The 15,285-nt window shown below is 70.0% G+C and carries 10 protein-coding genes; 5 read left to right on the forward strand and 5 right to left on the reverse strand.

Annotated elements, in window-relative coordinates:
* Nucleotides 1-224 precede the first annotated feature (224 nt).
* From ACFRKB_RS07060 to ACFRKB_RS07075, 4 genes are all read left to right on the forward strand, one after another.
* Entirely contained in the window at nucleotides 225-449 is a 225-nt protein-coding gene (locus ACFRKB_RS07060) for a GNAT family N-acetyltransferase (RefSeq protein ID WP_383104004.1), read from the forward strand.
* 355 nt (nucleotides 450-804) lie between these two features.
* Nucleotides 805-1,425: a hypothetical protein gene (locus ACFRKB_RS07065; RefSeq protein ID WP_383104006.1), complete on the forward strand. Its 621-nt coding sequence runs from the start codon at nucleotides 805-807 to the stop codon at nucleotides 1,423-1,425.
* Nucleotides 1,426-1,603: 178 nt separating this feature from the next.
* The gene (locus ACFRKB_RS07070; RefSeq protein ID WP_383104007.1) at nucleotides 1,604-3,697 is read left to right on the forward strand and encodes a flotillin family protein; all 2,094 of its coding nucleotides are present in this window, start codon (nucleotides 1,604-1,606) and stop codon (nucleotides 3,695-3,697) included.
* A gap of 145 nt (nucleotides 3,698-3,842) precedes the next feature.
* On the forward strand, nucleotides 3,843-8,849 hold the full coding sequence (locus ACFRKB_RS07075; protein ID WP_383104009.1) for a DNA repair ATPase: 5,007 nt from the start codon (nucleotides 3,843-3,845) through the stop codon (nucleotides 8,847-8,849).
* 59 nt (nucleotides 8,850-8,908) lie between these two features.
* Here the strand turns inward: ACFRKB_RS07075 and ACFRKB_RS07080 are convergent, their stop codons facing one another.
* Entirely contained in the window at nucleotides 8,909-10,663 is a 1,755-nt protein-coding gene (locus ACFRKB_RS07080) for a hypothetical protein (RefSeq protein WP_383104011.1), read from the reverse strand.
* A 311-nt stretch (nucleotides 10,664-10,974) separates the two neighbouring features.
* Between ACFRKB_RS07080 and ACFRKB_RS07085 the strand changes: the two genes are divergently transcribed.
* Nucleotides 10,975-11,538, forward strand: coding sequence for a flavoprotein (locus ACFRKB_RS07085; RefSeq protein WP_383104478.1), 564 nt, complete (start codon nucleotides 10,975-10,977; stop codon nucleotides 11,536-11,538).
* Nucleotides 11,539-11,594: 56 nt separating this feature from the next.
* Here the strand turns inward: ACFRKB_RS07085 and ACFRKB_RS07090 are convergent, their stop codons facing one another.
* The 4 genes from ACFRKB_RS07090 to ACFRKB_RS07105 form a co-directional block, all read right to left on the reverse strand.
* Nucleotides 11,595-12,035: an NUDIX hydrolase gene (locus ACFRKB_RS07090; RefSeq protein ID WP_383104013.1), complete on the reverse strand. Its 441-nt coding sequence runs from the start codon at nucleotides 12,033-12,035 to the stop codon at nucleotides 11,595-11,597.
* Nucleotides 12,032-12,685: a dTMP kinase gene (tmk, locus tag ACFRKB_RS07095; protein ID WP_383104014.1), complete on the reverse strand. Its 654-nt coding sequence runs from the start codon at nucleotides 12,683-12,685 to the stop codon at nucleotides 12,032-12,034. The genes ACFRKB_RS07090 and tmk overlap by 4 nt, the downstream gene beginning before the upstream one ends.
* Nucleotides 12,682-14,166 carry a B12-binding domain-containing radical SAM protein gene (locus tag ACFRKB_RS07100; RefSeq protein WP_383104016.1) on the reverse strand — a complete coding sequence of 495 codons (1,485 nt, stop codon included), beginning with the start codon at nucleotides 14,164-14,166 and terminating at the stop codon, nucleotides 12,682-12,684. The genes tmk and ACFRKB_RS07100 overlap by 4 nt, the downstream gene beginning before the upstream one ends.
* A gap of 72 nt (nucleotides 14,167-14,238) precedes the next feature.
* Nucleotides 14,239-15,042 (reverse strand): DNA glycosylase family protein, encoded by an 804-nt coding sequence (locus ACFRKB_RS07105; protein ID WP_383104018.1) that lies wholly within the window; start codon nucleotides 15,040-15,042, stop codon nucleotides 14,239-14,241.
* Between the last annotated feature and the right edge of the window lie 243 nt (nucleotides 15,043-15,285).

Here is a 15,285-nt window from a genome sequence, read left to right on the forward strand (position 1 = left end):
GACCCAGACGCGATCTGACCCCGGGCGGGCCGACGGCGGGTGCGCGAGGTCAGTGCCCCGCCTTCACCGTCGTTCCGTCCGGTGCGGTGCTGACGGATCGTGGCGGCACTCGTCGGAAGACGCTTCTGCCTGTGGAGCCTGGCAAGGGCCTTGAGCTGCCGCTTCTCCCACTCGGTCGCGGGCCGTACGGAGGCTGAGCGCGTGCTCCACACGAGCCCGGTGGGGTGTTCGAGGCAGACCGCCGCCCCGGCGAAACCGATCACGCGGTCAAGCAGCTCGTCAGCTTCGCGTTCACCACGCTCGGCCTCGCCCTGCTTACCGCTGAGCACCACCCCCACAACCCCGCCTCCGGCCGCGTCCTGGCGAAGACTGGATTCGCCTGCACGGGACTTGGCGACAGCTTCGTGACATACGAATTCAGGCGGCCTGTACACAACTGCTTCCGCTGATCGCAGTGGGCCGCGACGGCTACTTCCAGTACCACGGCGGCGGTGCTGGACGCGCTGCGGGCGGTGTTCCTCGGAGACCGAGGGGGAGTTGGAGGGCGAGGACTGAGCCGGGGGCGGCTGTCCGGTCCGCTGTGCGGTCCGGCGTCCGGGGCTGCGTGCGCGCCGTGACCCCGTGGCGCTGCCCGGCATTAAGAACGCGTTAAGACTGCCGGGATCCGGCAATGCGTGTACATGCCCACTGCACGCAGAATAGGTACTGCGCAAACGGGGGAGCGACCCCGGTGCCGGGATGCGGAAACGCCGACGGCGCCGGGGTCCGGAGTCGCACGTACGCAGGGGGAATCGGGGGTGGGCGATGAGTGAGTTCCTTGACGCCGCGCTGGGTTTTCCCGCCGTCCTCTTCGGTGCCGCGCTGCTCGTGGTCATCGCCTTCTGGCTGCTCGTACTGGCCGGCGCCGCCGAACACGACTCCTTCCAGCCGCGTCCGGTGACCGACGCGGCGGGGCTCGGCGGGGTGCCGGTGACCGTCACGGTGTCGCTGGTGATCGCCGTGGCGTGGTTCGCCGGTCTCGTCGGCTCGGTGCTGGTGCGCCGTTCCGGGGTGTCAGGCGCCGCCGGGACCCTGCTGTCCGTGGCCGTGCCGGCCGCCGCGTTGCTGATCGCCTGGGGCGTCACGCGGCTGCTCGTACGCCGGCTGCGTGACCTCGTACCTGAACAGGCGCCGCCGTCCCGGCTGGACTTCATCGGGCTGACCTGCACGATCCGTACCGGTTCCGTCTCCGCCGACTTCGGTCAGGCCGAGGTCGCGGCGGCCGACGGCTCGACCGCGGTGGTCCAGGTCAGGCAGACCGGCCGGAGCGACGACGACGTACTCGTCGCCGGAAGCACGGGCCTGCTGTACGCGTTCGACGTCGACGGCGAGTTCTTCTGGGTCGCGCCCTTCGACCCGGCGCTCGACCCGCGCTCCGCCCGCTGAGCCGAGCTTCCTCCGCCGAGTTCCGTCCGCCGAGTTCCGTCCGTCGGGCTTCGTCCGTCGAGCCGAGTTCCGTCGAGCCGCGTTCCGCTGAGCCCGCGTTCCGCCGGCAACCAGGTCCGTCGCGCGCTCCGTTCGCCCTCTCTCTCTTCCTCTTCGCCTTCTTTCAAGGACACATCACATGGATGCCATCTCCTTGGGCATCGGCGTGCTCATCGCCGTTGTCCTGCTCATCGCCCTCGCCCTGTCCCTGCTGGTCAGCCGGTTGTTCCGGAAGGTCGAACAGGGCCGCGCGCTGATCATCTCCAAGACCAAGAAGGTCGATGTCACATTCACCGGCGCCATCGTGCTGCCGGTGCTGCACAAGGCCGAGTTCATGGACATCTCGGTGAAGATCATCGAGATCCGCCGCACCGGCAGAGAAGGTCTGATCTGCCAGGACAACATCCGCGCCGACATCCACATCTCGTTCTTCGTACGGGTCAACAAGACCGTCGAGGACGTCATCAAGGTCGCCCAGGCGATCGGCACGGAACGCGCCAGCGACCCCGCCGCCATCCAGGAGTTCTTCGCCGCCAAGTTCTCCGAGGCGCTGAAGACCGTGGGCAAGCAGCTGGACTTCGTCGATCTCTACACCAAGCGCGAGGAGTTCAGGGACCGGATCATCCGCGTCATCGGTACGGACCTCAACGGCTACCACCTCGACGACGCGGCCATCGACTTCCTTGAGCAGACGCCGATGACACAGCTCGACGGCGCGAACATCCTCGACGCCCAGGGCATCCGCAAGATCACCGAACTGACGGCGGTCGAGCACGTACGCACCAACGAGTTCCAGCGCACCGAGCAGAAGGAGATCACCCGGCAGAACGTCGACGCCCGGGAAACCATCCTGGAGCTGGAACGGCGGCAGGCCGAGGCCGAGATCAAGCAGCGCCGCGAGGTGGAGACGCTGCGGGCCCGCGAGGAGGCGGCGACCTCCAAGGTGCAGGAGGAGGAGCGGCTCGGCGCGCAGACCGCGTTCCTCCGTACCGAGGAACAGCTCGGCGTGCAGCGGGAGAACCAGGCGCGCGAGATCGCCGTGGCGCAGAAGAACCGCGAGCGCGTCATCGCCATCGAGAACGAGCGCATCGAGAAGGACCGCGTCCTTGAGGTCATCGGACGGGAGCGCGAGACCGAACTGAGCCGGATCTCCAAGGACAAGGAGGTCGAGGCGGAGCGCCGGGAGGTCGCGGACGTGATCCGGGAGCGGATCGCGGTGGACCGTACCGTCGCCGAGCAGGAGGAGTCCATCAAGAAGCTCCGGATCGTCGAGGAGGCCGAGCGCACCCGGCAGTCCGTGATCATCGCCGCCGAGGCGGAGGCCCAGGAGAAGCTGGTCAAGGACATCAAGGCGGCCGAGGCGGCGGAGGTCGCGGCCAAGCACCACGCGGCCGAGCAGCTGACGCTCGCCGAGGCCCGGCTGAAGTCCGCCGATCTCGACTCGCGCGCCAAGCTGCGGCTCGCGGAGGGCATCCAGGCCGAGACGGCGGCGGCCGGTCTCGCCGGGGTGCAGGTACGCGACAAGGAGGCCGACGTCCTGGAGAAGGCGGGCCGCGCGGAGGCCGAGGCCACGGAGGCCCGGCTGCGGGCGGAGGCCGAGGGGACCCGGCTGAAGGCGCTGGCGACGGCCGAGGGCACCCGGGCCCAGGCCACCGCCGAGGCGGCGATGATCGGCGAGAGGCTGAAGGCCGAGGCCGAGGGGCTGACCGAGAAGGCGGCGGCGATGGCCGCGCTGGACGAGGCGTCCCGTACGCACGAGGAGTACCGGCTGCGGCTGGCGGCGGAGAAGGAGATCCGGCTCGCGGGTCTCGACGTACAGCGGCAGGTCGCGGAGGCGCAGGCCACCGTGCTCGCCACGGGACTTGAGAACTCCGACATCACTATCGTCGGCGGTGACTCCGTCTTCTTCGACCGGCTCGTGTCGTCGGTCTCCCTCGGCAAGAGCGTCGACGGATTCGTCCAGCACTCCGAGACGGCGCAGGCGCTCGCGAAGCCGTATCTGGACGGTACGGCCAGCCTGCCGGAGGACCTGAAGCAGATCCTCGGGTCGGTCTCGACGGCCGACGTGCAGAACCTGACGGTGTCGGCGCTGCTGATGAAGCTGATGAAGTCGGGCGCGCTCGGTGTGCCCGGTGTGCCCGGCGCGGCGGGGGCGGCGGGGGCGGCGGGGGCGGCGGGGGCCGGCCAACTGGACCACTTGACCGAGGCCGTGAACGGCGCGGTCAAGGGCTGAGGGGACACCCTCGGAGGGCACGCGGGATCCGGAGCCGACGTACGGGGGTCGATGGCTCCGGATCCCGCGGGCAACGCGGCGTGGTCGCTGCTGGAGAGAACGGCTCGTACGCGAACGACTCGTACGGAAAGCGAGAGAGAGTCCCATGGAGACCGAAGTGGACGCCGGTACGTACGAGGTGCTGCGCGACCGGCTCGGTGCGCAGGCCCGCGAGCTGGCGCGGCGCGCCGAGGAGCTGAACTCCCGCCGGATCAAGGCGTTCGGCTCGATGGAGCTGGCCCTGACCGGGACCGGGCGCGTACGGACCGAACGGCCCGCCGTCCCCCGGGACGTCGTGTCCGTCGGGGGCGCGCTCCTCTTCGGCTACACCAGCCCGCCCGGTACGACGTCGTCGGACATCGCCGTCGGCGACGTCCTCGCCCTGCACGACCGCGAGCTGAACCCGCTCCCCGCCGACGCCGTGCCCGGTCTCCTCGACGACCCGCGCTTCGTCAGGGAGTTCGCGGATCTCCACCGCTATTTCCGCGACGCCCGGCTGCTCCGGCTCCGGCGGACCGGGGACAGACTGCTCGCCGTCTTCCAGACCGGCGAGAGCACCGACGACATCCGCGTCCTGCGCTGGACCGTGGCGGCGGGCGCGGCCGGTGCGGCCGGTGCGGCGAACGCGACGGACACGGACCCGGCGGACGGCACCGTCGCGTTCCTGGACGCGCGCGGCGAGCGCGACCATGTCGTCCCCGCCTCCCACGACGTCGAGTGGACGGTCACCACCCGCGAGGACCAGGTCCTCGGCCGGCATCCGCACATCTCCGTCGACGGCGGCCAGGTCTTCGTCTCGACAGTCGGCGGCGCGCTCACCGTCAAGACCGAGAACGACACCGAGTCGGGCGACGGCATCCACACCGAGCCGGTCGAGGAGCCGCTCCAGTCGCTCGCGGACGCCGAGGTCGCCCACGCGCGGGCCGGCGTGCTGATCCTGCTGCGCGTCCGCCCGTACAAGGAGGAGGCCGCGCGCTATCTGGTCTTCAACACCGTCACCCGGACCGTCGTCCGGCTGGACGGGATCGGGCGGGCCTGCCGGAGGCTGCCCGAGGACCAGGGCATCGTCTTCCCCGGCGGCTACTGCCTGGCCTCGGGCGCGCACAAGACCTTCGATCTCGACGCCGGGGGCCTGGAGTTCGAGCGTGAGCTGCGCTCCCCGAACGGCGAGGACGTGCTGTACGTCTTCCACGCCCGCGCCGAGGGCCGCAGCCTGCTCCTCCCGTACAACCTGATCCGTGAGGAGGTCGCCGCCCCGCTCTCCTGCCACGGGTACGCGCTGTTCGAGGACGGCACGCTGATCGTGCTGCGCGCCGACGAGCGCGCCGAGCCGGCCCGGGTCCATCCGCTCCAGATCTGGCGCTCCGCGTATGTCTCCGACACCCATGCCGCCGCGACGGGAGACGGGGGCGGGGGCGGTGACGGCGGCGGTGACAGTGATGGGGACGGTGGCGGCGGGGCGCTGGGGAGAATCGGCAACGCCGACCTCGTCCGCGGCATTTCCGACTGTCTGTCGCTGGCCCGCGCCGTCACCGAGACGGCCGCCCCGACCACCGCCGGGTACGAGACGCTGCTCGCCGCCTGTGTGCGCGTCACCGACACCTACCACTGGCTGGCCGATCCCGGCACGGGCGATCTGCGCGGGCCGGTGGCCGCCGTACAGGCCACCGCGGAACAGGTCCTGGCCGAGTTCGCGACCGTACAGACCCTGACCCGGCAGGCCGCCGAGGCGCTCGACGCGTCCGCCGCCGGGATCGCGGCGCTGGTCCGCCGGGCCCGCGGCGAGGTACCGCCCTCGGCCGCCGCGTGGGTCGGACGGCTGACCGAACTGCGCCGCGCGCACGGCCATCTGCTCACCCTCAAGGAGCGGCGGTACGCGGACCTCGCGCGCGTCGACGCGCTCGCGGCGGAGACGGAGAAGGATCTCACCGCGTTCGCGCAGCGGGCGGTCCGGTTCCTGCGCCGCGACGACGCCTTCACCGGCCACCACGAGGAGATCGCGCGGCTGACGGAGGAGGCGGGCGCGCTCGCCACCGCGGCCGGGGCCGCGCCGCTCACCGCGCGGCTGGACGAACTGGCCGCGGGGCTGCGTACCGTCACCGAGGTCGTCACGGGGCTCGACATCGAGGACGCGACCGTCCGTACGTCCATCCTGGAGCGGATCGCCGAGGTCCTGGGCGGGGTCAACAGCGCCCGCGCCACGCTCGACGCGCGCCGCGGAGAGCTGCGCGACCACGAGGGACGGGCCGAATTCGCCGCCGAATCGGCCCTGTTGGGGCAGGCGGTCACGGGCGCGCTGGCCGCCGCCGACTCCCCCGAGACATGTGACGACCAGCTCGCGACGCTGCTGCTGCGGCTGGAGAACCTCGAATCCCGGTTCGCGGAGTCGGACGACTTCCTCGCCGTGCTGGCCACCAGGCGCGGCGAGATCTACGAGACGTTCTCGGCCCGTAAACAGGGCCTCCATGACGCCCGCGCCCGGCGCGCCGAGCGGCTGGGGGAGTCGGCCGCGCGGGTGCTGGAGACGGTCGGGCGGCGGGCGGCGGCCCTGGACTCGGCCGACGAGGTCAGTACGTACTTCGCCTCCGACCCGATGGTCGCGAAGGTCCGCCGTACGGTGGCGGAGCTGTGGGAACTGGGCGACCGGGTACGGGCCGGCGAGCTGGAGGGGCGGCTCAAGGCCGCGCGGCAGGAGGCGTCGCGCGCGCTGCGCGACCGCGCGGACCTGTACGCGGACGGCGGCGCGCTGATCCGGCTGGGGCGGCACAGCTTCGCCGTGAACACGCAGCCGCTCGACCTCACGCTCGTACCGGACAGTTCGGGTGCGGGACTGAGTTTCGCGCTCACCGGGACCGACTACCGCGCGCCGGTGACGGACCCGGAGTTCGCGGCGACGCGCCCGTACTGGGGGCAGACGCTGCCGTCGGAGTCGCCGGAGGTCTACCGGGCGGAGTACCTGGCGGCGCGGCTGCTGGCCGAGCTGGGGCCCGGAGCGCCTGATGTCTTTGACGGCGAACTCGCGGCTTTCGTACGGCGGTCGGCGGAGTCGGCGTACGACGAGGGGTACGAGCGCGGGGTCCACGACCACGACGCCACGCTGATCCTCGGCGCGCTGCTGAGGCTGCGTGCCGGGGCGGGGCTGCTGCGCTATCCGCCGGCCGTCCGCGCCGCCGCGCAGCTGTTCTGGGCGCACGGCACGACGGAGGGGGCGCGGGACGCCTGGACGCGGCGCGCGGTGTCGATGGCGCGGGCGCGGGAGACGTTCGGACTGGCGCCGGCGATCGCGGAGCTTCAGCGTGAACTGGCGGAAGCGATAGGGACGTTCATGACGGCGGGCGGGACATCCCTGAGCGCCGGGACATCCCTGAACGACGACACCACTCTGAGCGCGGAATACCTCTTCGAGGAGCTGACCGGTGGCCCCGAGGGCTTTGTCACCGGCGCGGGCGCCCGTACCCTCCTCGACACCTTCCGCCGCGCCGTGGACACGTCGGCGTACGACGACGATCTGGCCGGTCTCCGCGACGACCTGGCGGCGCGGCGCCAGCTGGTGGAGAACTGGCTGACCGCGTACGCGACGGCCGATGGCAGGGAGGGCACCGACGCGGGAGAGCTGGCGGAGGCGACCGCCGTCGAACTCTGCCCGGACCTCGTCCGCTACGACTCGGCGGCGCCGCTGACCGAGACCGTGGACGGACTGCTCGGACGCCACCCGAGGATCGAGCGGCGCCGGCTGACCGTCCGTATCGATGAACTCCTGTCCCGTACACGGGACTTCCGTGACCGGATCGCCCCCGGCTTCCGTGCCTACCAGCGAGGCCGCGCCGCCCTGGTCGCGGCCGAGCGGGCACGGCTGCGGCTGGACGACCACCGGCCGCGCGTCATGTCGTCCTTCGTACGCAACCGGCTGATCGACGAGGTCTATCTGCCGCTGATCGGCGACAACCTCGCCAAGCAGCTCGGCACGGCGGACGAGACGAAGCGCACCGACAGCAACGGTCTGCTGCTGCTCGTCTCCCCGCCGGGGTACGGCAAGACGACGCTGATGGAGTACGTCGCCGACCGGCTCGGCCTGGTCCTGGTCACGATCAACGGCCCGGCGCTGGGCCACGAGGTCACCTCGCTCGACCCGGACCGGGCGCCGAACGCGACGGCCCGCCAGGAGGTCGAGAAGATCAACTTCGCCCTGGAGAGCGGCAACAACACGCTGCTGTATCTGGACGACATCCAGCACACCTCGCCGGAACTGCTCCAGCAGTTCATCCCGCTGTGCGACGCGCAGCGCAGGATCGAGGGCGTACGGAACGGTGAGACGCGCACGTACGACCTGCGCGGCAAGCGCTTCGCGGTCTGCATGGCCGGCAACCCGTACACCGAGTCGGGCCACCGCTTCCGTATCCCCGACATGCTCGCGAACCGCGCCGACGTCTGGAACCTCGGCGACGTACTGACCGGCAAGGAGGACGTCTTCGCGCTCAGCTTCATCGAGAACGCCCTGACCGCCCACCCGGTCCTGGCCCCTCTCGCCGCCCGTGACCGCGCCGACCTCGATCTCCTCGTACGCCTGGCCGACGCCGACCCCACGGCCCGCGCCGACCGGCTGACCCACCCCTACACCCCGGCCGAACTCGACCGCGTACTCGCCGTCCTGCGCCATCTGCTGACGGCCCGCGCGACGGTCCTCGCGGTCAACGCGGCCTATATCGCCTCGGCGGCCCAGTCCGATACCTCCCGCACCGAACCGCCCTTCCTGCTCCAGGGCTCCTACCGCAACATGAACAAGATCGCGGCCCGTATCGACGCGGTCATGAACGACGCCGAAGTGGCGGCGCTGATCGAGGACCACTACAGGGGCGAGGCCCAGACCCTCACCACCGGCGCCGAATCCAACCTCCTCAAACTCGCCGAACTCCGCGCCACCCTCACCCCGTCCCGCGCGGCCCGCTGGACGGCCGTCAAGACGGCCTACGCCCGTACCCAGTCCCTGGGCGGCCCGGAGACCGACCCGATGACCCGGGCGGTGGCGGCGCTGGGCCTGCTGACGGAGCGGGTGGCGGCGGTGGAGACGGCGATCAGGGGCGTGGCGGGGGAGGGAGCGGGCCGGCACCGCTGAGCCGCGTGGCCGCGTGCGGGCGGCTCGGTCGCGCGCGACCACGCGGTCCTTCGGTCAGATCAGGTCGGGATGGGCTTGGTCCGGGTGCAGTTCTTCCACTCGACCCAGGGGCGGGCGCCGCCGCTCTTGGGGCCGGTGGCATAGGTGGGGTTGCCGGTGATCGTCTGCGTCTTCTCTTCGTGGGTGATGTCGATGCCGAAGAGTTTGAAGCCGAGGGTGAACTGTCCGGCGGAGATGCCGAAGCCGATACCGAGCGATGCGTTCCACCAGTCGGTGTTGGCGTTGTAGTCGAGTTTGCTGAGCTTTCCCTTGTCGTGGAGGAGCCGTTCGAGGGGGCTCGCGTCCGGGCCCGGCACTTCGGCGGCGTCGGAGGGGGAGGGCAGTGGGTTGCTGGCGGGGGCGTCGCCGCGCCCGCGCAGCCAGTCCTCGACGAGGGTGCTGTCGGTGTCGTTGTCGAGGATGAGTTCGGCCGACTCGGTGTGGATCTGTGACTGGGTGCTTCCGCCACCGCCGCCGACGTCGATCGTCACGGGACCGGCGTTGGCGCCTGCCTCGACCTTGATGCCGGTGCCGTCCCCGGCTTCCTGGCTGGTGGTGATGACCAGCTTCTCCGGGTGGTGTTCGGCGCCGTCCTTCTCCTCCTGGTCGTAGGCGGCGGCGTCGTAGGTGACCGCGACCTGCTGCATCCGCTCGCCCGTGGCGACCCCGCCCAGGCCGGCCGAGCCCTTGACGGTGAAGGTGTAGATGAAGGTGATCTTCCCGGCGTTGGCGCCGGTGTTGGTGCGCATGACCACGACGTCCTCGGTCATGGTGCCGTTGAGGACCTCGCCGGAGATCTTGCCGAGGTCCTTGGGACCGTCGCTCTTCCCGGAGTCCTTGCCGCTCTTGCCGTTGCTCTTGAACTTTCCGCCGAAGCTGGCGTTGCCGGAGGCCTCGGTGGAGGTCTTGGTGATGTCGACGTCGGGTGCCCGCTCCGGTTCGAGATCGGGTTTCTTCTTGCCGGCGTGGTAGCCGCAGATCATGCCCAGTTCGGAGGAGCGGGGGCCGGCGGGCCTGCTGTTGCACTCGTCCTGCGCCTTGAGGTATTCGGTGAACTGCTGCGCGTCCTCCAGGTTGGCCGCCAGGTCTGCCTGGGGATCGCCGGTCTTGTTCCCGTTGAAGAGCCACTGCCCGCCGCTGCCGCTGCCCGCCAGGTATGTGCCGCTCAGCTTGGCGCTGCCGCCCCAGTCCTTGAGGCCCGGGATGCCGGCGGAGATGCTTGCCGTGACGCCGCCGCCGGTCTCCTTCACGCGCTCCAGGGTGACGGTGCCGTCGGACCACTGCTGGAGCTTGACCGTCTCCGAGCTGCTGATTTTGATGAAGAGGATCTGGATGACGACGGTGGTCTTCGTCTGGTCCTGCGACAGCAGACATCTCGCGGGCTCGAACGGATCGCCGTTGGGGACGAAGGGATCCCCGGGCCCGCCGCCTCCGCCGTTGTCGCCGCCTCCGCCGTCACCGTCGTCGCCCGCGTAGTCGCCGGTGGAGCATGCCTCGGCCCCGCTGAGCGGGTGAAGTATTCGGCACACCGCGCTCTTGAGGCCGGTCGCCTCGTCGGCGGGCACGCTCAGACCGACGATGGCCGCCACGACCAGGGACACGACGCCGACCATCGCGGCGTACTCGGCGCCGCTCTGCCCCCGGTCGCTCTGTCTCCGGTCGAGATGGCCTCTGTCGAGATGCCCTCTGTCGCGATGCCCCCGGTCGCGATGCCCTCTGTCGACCAGCCCATGGCTCTGCGTATGCCATCTGCGCAACCTGTCGGCGCCCCTCATCAGTTCTCCTCGCCCACGCCGTCCCCGATCCCCCGAGCGGGAGCAGCGTAAGGAGGGGGCCGGGCCCAAACGCAGGGTCCCCGGGCCCAGTTGAGGGGCCCACTCGCAGACCGGCGCACCCCCTCCTACCTGCGGAAAGTTGCGCCCGACGCACGGTTGGATGAACTCCGGAGGGCCGTGTTCCGTCTTCCGTGCCGAGTCCGGGATGTCCGCTGGCCGTTAGGGTCGGGAGCATGACCACAGGGGAGGGCGCGCCGATGAACGAGCAGCCGCCGATGAGCGAGCAGCCGCCGATGAGCGAGCAGCCGCCGATGAGCGAGCAGCCGCCGATGAGCGTGCAGCCGAAGAAGCCGTTCCTGTACGTCATCGTGTGCGCGTCCGGCATCGCGGGCGACGTCGGCACGCTCATCACCGCCGCGCAGGAGCGGCGCTGGGACGTGGGCGTCATCGCCACCCCGCTGGGCCTCGGCTTCATCGACGCCGAGGCGGTGGCAGCACAGACCGGCTACCCGATCCGATCCGCCTGGCGCAGCCCCGGCGACCCACGCCCGCTACCGCCCCCGGACGCCATCGCGGTCGCACCGGCCACCTTCAACACGATCAACAAGTGGGCCGCCGGCATCTCCGACACCCTCGCCCTGGGAATTCTCTGCGAGGCGTACGGACTCGGCATCCCGACGGCGGTCCTCCCGTACGTGAACGCGGCCATGGCCTCTCACCCCGCGTATCCCCGGAGCCTGGAGCGACTGCGCGAGATGGGCGTCCTGATCGGCTCGAACCGGCCCCATCCCCCGAAGACGGAGGGAGCCGCGGACCGTTTCCGCTGGCAGGAGGCCCTGGACCTACTCGCCCCGACGCTCCCGCCCCGACACTGACCACGTCCGTCTTCGCGCCAAGCACGTCAACAGGCGTGGGTAGCCGCGCTGGACCATTACCAGCCGTGCTCTGCCAGAGAGCCGGAACCCATCAAGTAGCCGAGCAGTCCTTCCTTCGGGTACTCGATGAAGTCCTCGGGCAGTTCGTGCACGCTGAACCACTGGAGCCCCAGGCACTTCGCCGGCTCCTTGTTGACGGGCTCCCCGGTCCAGTCGGTGGCCTCGAAGAAGAACCCGATCCGTTCCACGGCCTCGCTCTGCCTGTGGTGCACGACATGCACCAGCCGCAGATGAGCTGGGTCCACCTCGACGCCGGTCTCCTCCAGCAGTTCCCGGGCGGCTCCGACACTCAAGGGCTCGCCCTGGTCGAGCTTGCCCGACGGCATGTGCCAGCGGCCGTAGCCGTACGGCCCTCCGCGCTGGGAGAAGAGCAGTTTGTCTCCGTCGCGGAGGAGGACGTGCGTGTCGATGACGGGTTGTGCGCGTTGCGGATTCATGTTTCCTGGGGGGTTATTGGTGGCATTGAGGCGGCTGACGTTACCGACGAATGGGGGATTGCGTCGGCGATTGTGGCCGCAACCTCCTTTGGGGTGGCGTCGCCTGTGTTCACGACCAGCACCTTCACGTTCGCGGTCATGAGGATCTGGGCGGCCTCGTCGTACAAGTCGACTTCGCGGCCGGGCGCAGTCGGGTCGAGGTGGAAGCGATTGCGGGGGCCGCGCATGGCTATCCGTTCGGCGATGAGGCGGGGGGACGCGGTCAGGATGACTGCCAGGTCCGGCATCAGGACGTGCGCGTTCAGGTCGAGCAGGAACTTCAGCGGCACACCATCGAGTTGTTGCATGACGAGCGTTGAGGGGAGGTACCGGTCGCAGACGACGATGTCGCCGGTGCTCAGCCAGGGCTCGATCTCGTGCTCGACGTGCTCGTACCGGTCCGCCGCGACCAGGCAGGCCAAGGCTCGCCCGCGGATGTGGCCGAAGTGCTCCCTGACGAAGACGCCGATGTCGCCGAGGGTGGGCTCCACGGTCTGACGGACGGCCTGGCCGCGTCTGATCAATTCCCTGTTCAGGGCCTGGACGGTAGTCGTCTTCCCGACGCCGCTGGGGCCGTCGAGGGTGATGAGCTGCCCGCGTTTCGACGTCACGCCGCGTCCTCTCGGGTCGCTTGGTTGCGCTCGTGCTGTTCGCGGGTCAGCGCGGCCAGGGTGGAGCGGACTTCGCTCAGGGGGACGTCGCCGAACTGGATGCCGACGGAGAAGTTGAACTCGTCGCGCTGGCGCATCGACTCGTCGGCTCCGTCTTCGGTCAGGTCGACGTCTCCGTACGCGAGGAGCTTGTCGGGGTCGTGGCCGACGTCGGTCAGTGTCTTCCACACGGGCGTGCCGGGGTAGGGGCGGAACTCGAACACGCTGGCCCGCACGTCGCCGGGATTGGCGTCGGCGATGCTCCAGAGGTTGCGGATGTGGCGCACGGTTGCCTGGATGTCCTCGTGGGTCTCGCCGGGGAAGCCGAGGATGAAGTACCCCTTCACACCAATGCCGCGTTCGACAAGGCGACGGGCTACGCGCTCGGTCATCTCGGCGTCGATCCGCTTGTCCATCGCGCTCAGGATGCGGTCGCTGCCGGACTCGATGCCGAGGGCGACTTCCCGGAGGCCGTTATTGACGAGCAGTTCGAGCCCGGCATTGTCGAGCCGGTCCAGGACGTTGATGCGCCCGGTGGCGTCCCACACGTACTGCTCGCCGATCCGGTGCCGCGTGAAGGCCGCCATCTGCGTCTTGATGACGCGGGAGGCGCCGAGGAACAGGTCATCGACGAACCGGAACGCGGTGACGCCGTACTCGTCGTGCAACTCGTTGAGTTCGCCGATGATGTCCTCGGGGTCGCGAACTCGGATGTTGACGTCGGGGTTGGCGCTGACGGCCGCACCACAGAAGGTGCAGTTGTAGGGGCAGCCCCTGGAGCCTACGATGTTCGCCTCCATGTGCCCGGCGCGGGCAGCCTGCGTCAGTGGCTCGGTGCCGCGGCACACCGCGAGGCGCCGGTCCGACTCCGTGGGGGCGGCGCGGTAGGGATCCTGGGGCAGGAAGGCGCGGTTGACGTACGGCAAGGCATTGATGTCGGGGCCGAGCATCTGAGCACTCGTCTTGCCGACGGGGACGCCTGCCGCCCGCGTGCCGAGCAGAGGATCACGCCATAGCACCCCGGGCAGTTCACGACGGCGTTGCTCGTCCTCCAGGAGGGCAGTGACACGGAGTTCGCCCTCACCCAGCACGAGAGCCCGCAGGTTGGCCATGCGCGGGTCGGCCAGAACACGGTCCGGCATCGCCTTGGCGTGGTGGCCGCCGACCATGAGAGCGATGTCCGGGGAGAGGCGCGCCGCGATGCGGGCGGACATCTCGTAGGTGGGGGCGAGCAGGTTCATCGCCGCCCACCGGGGTTGTGCGACGTTGACGAGTCTCGCTGTCTCTGCGATGCCGAGACCGTGTGCTTCGGCGTCGAGGACGCCTACATTGAAACCGCCGATCTTCTGCGCGTACGTAGCGATATAGGCCATGCCCAGCACGGGCAGGGTGTAGTCGTTGGTCCGCGGTCGTTTGTCGTAGTCGCGCAGCGGCGCGTTCACGAACAGTGCGTCGAGCGTGCGGGTCGGATCGGCACCCGTGATCAGTGATAAATGCGGCATGGGCCCTCCGGATCAGCGGGCATGGGAACCCCAGGTGAGTGTGGAGAGAGTCAGGGTGTGCAGGGCGATGCGGTCGGGACCGGCCATGCCAGTCCACATCGGGCCGAACCCCTTGTCCTTCCTGCCGGGCCAGGCGTGGGCGGGCGCGATCTGCCCGGCCCAGGTACGCACGGCCAGATCGTCGTGCGGGTAGACGCTGAAGTCGCCGGTGTAGTCGGCTGCCGCGGCTGCTGCGGTCCATGGGCCGATGCGCGGGACACTCATGAGAGCGACGACCAGGTCGTGGGAGTCCATACGCTGCCAGTGGATGGACTGCCGCTCGTAGTGGGTGGCCGCGGCCTGCAAGGCACTGCGGTGGAACTTGGCCCCGACATCCGTGAACCGTTCGTCATCCAGTTCCAGAACCTGGGTGGCGGTAGGGGCGACGGACAGCTCACCCATGGGGCTGAGGACGGTGGCGCCGAACGTCCGGCACCACGCCCTGTACAGCTTGCGGGCCTGCTCGGCGCGTACGACCTGCCGCAGGATCGCGGTGGTGATGGCGTCCCACAGCCAGGGGTTGGCCGGACGCTGCGTGGGGCCGAGGCCGTCGAGCCCAGCCCTGAGCTCGGCAGGGACACTATCGGGCAGGCACGAGGGGTCCGTGGTGACGAACGTCGGCTTTACGTCCTCAGAGCCCTGCACACAGGTCATGTGCGGGCCCTGCTGGTCCCACGACAGAACCCAGACCCCGGAGGCGGTGCGCACGGCTCGTGCGTGGGTGTCGGTCCTCACCTCGATCCAGGCAGGGTGATCGGTCGTCAGAACGCCAGTCATGGTGGCTCCTCATGGTGGTTGGTCGGTCCGCCGTAGCCTCTCGCGTTTGACCGGAGAGAGGAGACCTCCGATCCGATTCCGTGTCTGCTGTCGCCTCTGCGGTCGGGGGGCGGTTGTCGTCGAGTGGCATGGCGAGGTTCACGGCAGAACGTCGGGAAGGGAAGGCGGGGACGCGGTGTGCCGGGGGCATCAGGGACACGGGATTTACCTCCGAGGTCCTGGAACCTTGGGTTTTCGGGTCCA

It is taken from the genome of Streptomyces scopuliridis (assembly GCF_042790125.1).
GTDB classification, from domain to species: Bacteria; Actinomycetota; Actinomycetes; order Streptomycetales; family Streptomycetaceae; genus Streptomyces; species Streptomyces scopuliridis_A.

Coding starts and splice junctions, on each gene's coding strand:
- ACFRKB_RS07065 (WP_383104006.1), top strand. CDS start 805: ATGAGTGAGTTCCTTGACGCCGCGCTGGGTTTTCCCGCCGTCCTCTTC.
- ACFRKB_RS07070 (WP_383104007.1), top strand. CDS start 1,604: ATGGATGCCATCTCCTTGGGCATCGGCGTGCTCATCGCCGTTGTCCTG.
- ACFRKB_RS07075 (WP_383104009.1), top strand. CDS start 3,843: ATGGAGACCGAAGTGGACGCCGGTACGTACGAGGTGCTGCGCGACCGG.
- ACFRKB_RS07080 (WP_383104011.1), bottom strand. CDS start 10,663: ATGAGGGGCGCCGACAGGTTGCGCAGATGGCATACGCAGAGCCATGGG.
- ACFRKB_RS07085 (WP_383104478.1), top strand. CDS start 10,975: ATGAGCGAGCAGCCGCCGATGAGCGTGCAGCCGAAGAAGCCGTTCCTG.
- ACFRKB_RS07090 (WP_383104013.1), bottom strand. CDS start 12,035: ATGAATCCGCAACGCGCACAACCCGTCATCGACACGCACGTCCTCCTC.
- ACFRKB_RS07105 (WP_383104018.1), bottom strand. CDS start 15,042: ATGACTGGCGTTCTGACGACCGATCACCCTGCCTGGATCGAGGTGAGG.